Origin of the sequence: Noviherbaspirillum pedocola, from assembly GCF_016632335.1 — a bacterium.
Taxonomy (GTDB): Bacteria; Pseudomonadota; Gammaproteobacteria; order Burkholderiales; family Burkholderiaceae_D; genus Noviherbaspirillum_A; species Noviherbaspirillum_A pedocola.
In genome coordinates, this window is the sequence record NZ_JAEPBG010000056.1 from 1 (window position 1) to 5,095 (window position 5,095).

A 5,095-nucleotide genomic window follows, 5' to 3' on the forward strand; every position below is an offset into this window, starting at 1 on the left:
ACGCAGGTCAGCATCACTTCCAGCGGATAGTGCAGTCGCTTGAGCACTTTGCTTAAGGCCTCGTTCATCGGCAGTCGTCCCGATCAAATCGCCGACTTTACCAGATGCGCCTTATTGCAACGGAACCGCTTTGTGTGCCCGCAACCCTCAACGCCATTGCGCCGCTCGTGCCTACGTTAAAATTCATGCAGGCCGTTGACCTGACGTAGACAATTGGCAGAAACTCCCCGTCTCGCCACCTTCCACACGATCATTACAATGAGCGACCTTGCGACTTCTGCCCGCCCGTTCCTGTCGACGAAGCTGAATCCGCCGATGACTACTGCCACGCAGGTGCCGCGCCAAGCCATTGGCGATCTGGTCCGGAAATCCAGTTCATTCAAGCTCATCCTGGTGCACGCGCCGGCCGGCTTCGGCAAGACGACCGCGATGGCGCAATGCCGAGAGTCGCTGGCACAGAACAATATCGACACCACCTGGCTCACGCTGGACGCCGCGGATAACGATGCCTCACGTTTCCTGGCCTGCATGGCGGCCGCAGTCGCGGGCATCACCGGCGAACGCGGGAATGCGCAGGAACCCGTTGCGGCTGACAGCAGCCGCGCGCCGGCAGATCTGGCATTGGACATCATGGAGCGACTGTCGGCGCGCCAGGCGCCGTTCGCCCTGTTCCTTGACGAGTTTGAAACGGTGCAGGAACCGACGGTGCTGCAACTGGTGCGCGAGATCCTTGATAACTTGCCGCGCAACGGGCAACTGGTGATCGGTTCCCGAAGCGTTCCGGACCTCGGTCTCGGCCGGATGCGGGTGCGCGGCCATCTCCTAGAGATTGACGCTGCTCAGCTACGCTTCTCCCTTACCGAAACGACGGAGTTCCTAACGCAACGTCGCCTACTTGCCCTGCCGGAAGACGACCTGACTCGGCTGCAAGACAAGACGGAAGGCTGGATTGCGGCGCTTTGGCTGGCGTCCGTCGCACTGGAGCGGCGCGACGAGCGGTCTGCATTCATCTCGAGCTTTTCGGGCAGCAATGAGACTGTCGCGGATTATCTTGCGGAAGACGTGCTTGCGCACCAGTCCCCGCACATCCAGGATTTCCTTCTGCGCACCAGCATCCTCCGGCACCTCACCCCGCCGTTGTGCGACGCGCTGCTGCCCGGCATTCATGGCAGTGAAATCCTAAGGCAACTTGAGGAAGCCAATCTCTTCCTCACCCCCATCGAAGGCCAGGAGCAGGCATACCGCTATCACAGCCTGTTCGCCGGCTTCCTGCGGGCACAAGCTTGAGCGTGAGATGCCCGACGATGTAGAGCGCCTGCATCGCGCTGCATCGGCATGGTATGAGGCGCAGAACCGCCCCATTCCAGCCATCGACCACGCCATTGAGGGAAGAAACTTCGGCCATGCCGTGGACCTGCTGGCGCGGCATGCCGAAACTTTGTTGGAAGGTGGAAGGATGCGTCTGCTGGCACGCTGGTTCGCCGCGCTGCCGGAAACGCACATCCAGGCTTCGGAGCTGCTGCAAGTGATCCAGGTCTGGGCGCTGTGTTTTACACGCGGCCCACGCGAGGCCATGTCGATGCTGGAACGGTCGAGCTGCTCGACCTCGTCCGACCCGAGGATTCTTGCGCATGTGCTGGCGCTACGGCCACTGATGCTTGCGATTATGGATCGAAACGAGGAGGCCTATGAGGTTGGGTGGGAAGCCTTGGCCCGGCTGCCGGAGGCAGACGCTTTCACAGCCGGTGCCCTCTCCAACGAGATGGCTTACATCTGCGCCGTCATGGGTGACTATCAGACCGCGCATCGCTTGCTCGACGACGCCAGGAACCGCCAAAGTCATGAGAGCAGCTTCTTCAATAAAATGTATTCGGAATCGGTCGCGGGCATCATCGACCTTGAAGCAGGACGATTGCGGCAGGCGACCGCGCGCTTCCGGATAGCCATAAGCGCCACGCATAGCGTTTCCTATCGTCATACCGGCGGCAATGCGTGGGCGGGTGTGCTGTACGCATCCATTCTGTACGAGATGAACGATTTCGATCAGGCTGAACACCTGCTCCATGTCTACGTGCCGCTCGCCAAGGAGGTGGGCCTTGCCGACCACATGATCGTCGGCTACATCATGCTGTCGCGCATCGCATTCGACCGCGGCAATGTCGACCAGGCCTTTCATTGCCTTACCGAACTGGAGTACCTCGGTCACCAACGGCAACTGCCGCGGGTCGTGAAGAGCGCTAAGCTGGAGCGGGCACGGTTGCTGACGATCCAGGGGAATTTTCGCGCGGCGCGTGAAGAACTCGCCCGCGTCAGTTCGGCGGAGATCTGGGGGACGGTGGCGCGACTGCGCCAGTCGGCGCACGACATCGAGTTCCACGCTTTGGGCGAACTGCGCTGGCTGATTTTTTCGGGCGACGCCAGCAGGGCTCTGCCCATCCTGACGAACGCGATTGAAGCGGCCCAGGCTGAGCGGCGCCTGCGCCGGGTACTCAAACTCCAGGTATTGCAAAGCATTGCGCTCAAGAACATGGGGGATCCGCGGGCAGCGCTCGCGGCCATGAAGCAGATCCTGCGAGCCACGGGTGGCGAGGGGTTTGTGCGGCTGCTGGTTGACGAATCGACGCAGGCAGAGGTGCTGGTGCGGCAGGCGGAGGAAAGCATGCGCAACGACCACAGTGTGCACGATCCCATCTTCCAAGTCTATCTGCAAAAGCTGCTGCACGCCTTCGGACCGTCGAACATGAACGAACAGGAAAGCCTGGCGGCGGCAGCGGCTCCCCCATTGGCCGAACCTCTGACCGCGAAGGAGATCCGCATACTCGGCTTGCTGGCCGAAGGCTATTCCAACAGCGCCCTCGCAGAAAGGCTGTTCGTCTCCGACAGCACCGTGCGCACCCATCTGCGCAACATCAATGGAAAACTCAATGCCCAAAGCCGCACGCAGGCGGTCGCTGTTGCCCGTAAGCTTGGCATCATTCCATAAGCCTGGCATTCCGCCCCGCCAGGCGGGATGACTTCAGCGAGGCAGTGCGCGAGCAGCGCTTTGCCCTCCATCATGCCGGCTACTCATAAGGCCCTTGAGATCAGCTCTTTCATGATCTCGTTCGTGCCGCCATAAATGCGCTGGATTCGTGCATCGACGTACATGCGGCCAATCAGGTATTCGTTCATATAGCCGTAGCCGCCAAACAACTGCAGGCACTCGTCGATCACCTTGTTCTGCAGGTCGCTTGCCCACATCTTGACCATCGAGGCACCGGTGGCATCCAGGCGGCCGGTCAACAAGTCCTCAATGCAACGGTCGACGTACGCGCGCGCGGCCATGACGTTCGCAGCCACCTCGGCGAGCTTGAACCGGGTGTTCTGGAACTGCGCGATCGGCTGGCCGAAGGCTTCGCGGTCACGGGTGTACTGCACCGTCGCCTCGTAGGCGCCCTCCATCGCTGCGGCGGCGGTCACGCCGATGATGGTCCGCTCGTAAGGCAAGTCTCCCATGAGCTGGAAAAAACCCCTTCCCTCTTTCCGGCCCAGCAGACAATCAGCCTCGACCTCGACGTCATCGAAGAACATTTCTGAGGTGTCCTGCGCCTTCAGGCCGATTTTGTCCAGGATGCGGCCCGGCTTGTATCCCGGAAGGCCTTCGGTTTCGACGATGAAGATCGACATTCCCTTGGCCCTCTGCGTGGGGTCGGTCTTGGCCACGACCAGAACCAGCCCGGCGAGATAGCCATTGGAAATGAACGTTTTCGCCCCGTTGATGACGTAACGGTCCCCGCGGCGCTCGGCACGGGTCCGCACGCCCTGCAGGTCCGAGCCAGTCCCGGGCTCGGTCATCGCGATCGCGCCAACAATCTCGCCGCGCGCCATCCGCGGCAAATAGCGTTGCTTCTGCGCCTCGGTGCCATGATTCAGCAGGTAATGCGCCACGATGCTATGCACCGAGGTGTTCATACCAGTGAGGCTGCGCCTTGCCATCTCCTCGAAGAACACTGCCTCGTGGCGGAAGTCCCCGCCCGCGCCACCGTATTCCTCGGGGATGTCGGAGCAGAGAAGCCCGATCTCACCCGCCTTGCGCCAAAGCGCATGTCCGACATGGCCACGCTTGCGTGACGCCTCGTCATCGGGCACCACCTCTTCCTCTATGAAACGGACAGCTGTTTCCCGCCACATTGAAAGCTCCTCGTTCATCCAGGAACGATGGAATTGAATTGTCATGTTTCGTCTCTCCTATATGCAGCGGATGGTTTGAGGCTGGCATGGAGCTTCTAGGGCCCGTCTTTCATCGATCGCATCCTATGAAAGGCGTCTTTCCAGCCCCAAAGCCATTTCGCTTCTCATGGCACACACGGCGCATCGCGCCCTTCTATCTTCAACAAGATTTGCCGAAAATTCCGTCCCACGCGTGCTCGCAGGTTCTTGCATGCCACGATCATCGGGCATTTTTCATTGGCCAAGGCTTGCTTGCCTCGTCCGAAGCGACAATTCTTTGCTACGGGGAGTCATGCGGCTGCCATACCGGCGCGCTGGCAAGAGCGACGTTAGATCTGGTCGCCGGGTGCAAGGGCGCAGCGGCTTGCTGGAATATAGCATCGCATGTGTTCATTCGCATCTCTCACGCGGACGATCCGGCACCGCGGTAATCTCCCGGCGCACTGCCAGTCCATTTGCGGAACGCGCGATAGAACGCATCATAGAACGCGCTGAGTTCCGCGAAGCGGATAAGCCGCGATGTCGGCGATGCTTCGCTCGGTGTCGCTAGGGCTTATCAATAAATAAGTTGTTCGATTTCTTCTGGGCTTCTTGGGCGGGGGTTAATCGTATAGTTCCATGCTGGGCAAACGGTATGCGGCTCAATACGTAGTCGAACCTGCAAAATTGATTCGACGACGCGGCGCGGCGCTTCATGGAGGGATTTCGGCGCTGCTTTACCCGACGATAAGGCTTCTGTTGCCATCTCTGGTTGGCGCAAGCCCGGAGATGGCACGCAGCATGGCGTCCAACTGCAGACGCAATAAAAGGGCCTTCAGCCCCAGACGCTGTACTGCCCGCATCAGCCAGCGCAGGTTGTAGCCGGCTCCGCACAGCACCGCATGCA

Annotated in this window: 3 protein-coding genes; 2 read left to right on the forward strand and 1 reads right to left on the reverse strand. The window is 60.4% G+C overall.

The window, feature by feature from the left end; all coding sequences use genetic code 11:
* Positions 1 to 258: 258 nt before the first annotated feature.
* Both JJB74_RS34105 and JJB74_RS34110 read left to right on the forward strand, forming a co-directional pair.
* A complete protein-coding gene (locus tag JJB74_RS34105) occupies positions 259 to 1,287 on the forward strand; it encodes an AAA family ATPase (RefSeq protein WP_325170222.1) in 1,029 nt (342 codons plus the stop codon).
* Between the two features lie 7 nt (positions 1,288 to 1,294).
* Positions 1,295 to 2,983, forward strand: coding sequence for a LuxR C-terminal-related transcriptional regulator (locus JJB74_RS34110; RefSeq protein ID WP_325170223.1), 1,689 nt, complete (start codon positions 1,295 to 1,297; stop codon positions 2,981 to 2,983).
* 83 nt (positions 2,984 to 3,066) lie between these two features.
* On the opposite strand, the gene JJB74_RS32750 is transcribed toward JJB74_RS34110, so the two are convergent.
* Positions 3,067 to 4,215, reverse strand: coding sequence for an acyl-CoA dehydrogenase family protein (locus JJB74_RS32750; protein ID WP_200598738.1), 1,149 nt, complete (start codon positions 4,213 to 4,215; stop codon positions 3,067 to 3,069).
* Between the last annotated feature and the right edge of the window lie 880 nt (positions 4,216 to 5,095).

Bases quoted from the DNA above. Each gene is read 5' to 3' on its own strand.
- JJB74_RS34110 (WP_325170223.1), top strand. From the start codon at position 1,295: ATGCCCGACGATGTAGAGCGCCTGCATCGCGCTGCATCGGCATGGTAT.
- JJB74_RS32750 (WP_200598738.1), bottom strand. From the start codon at position 4,215: ATGACAATTCAATTCCATCGTTCCTGGATGAACGAGGAGCTTTCAATG.
- JJB74_RS34105 (WP_325170222.1), top strand. From the start codon at position 259: ATGAGCGACCTTGCGACTTCTGCCCGCCCGTTCCTGTCGACGAAGCTG.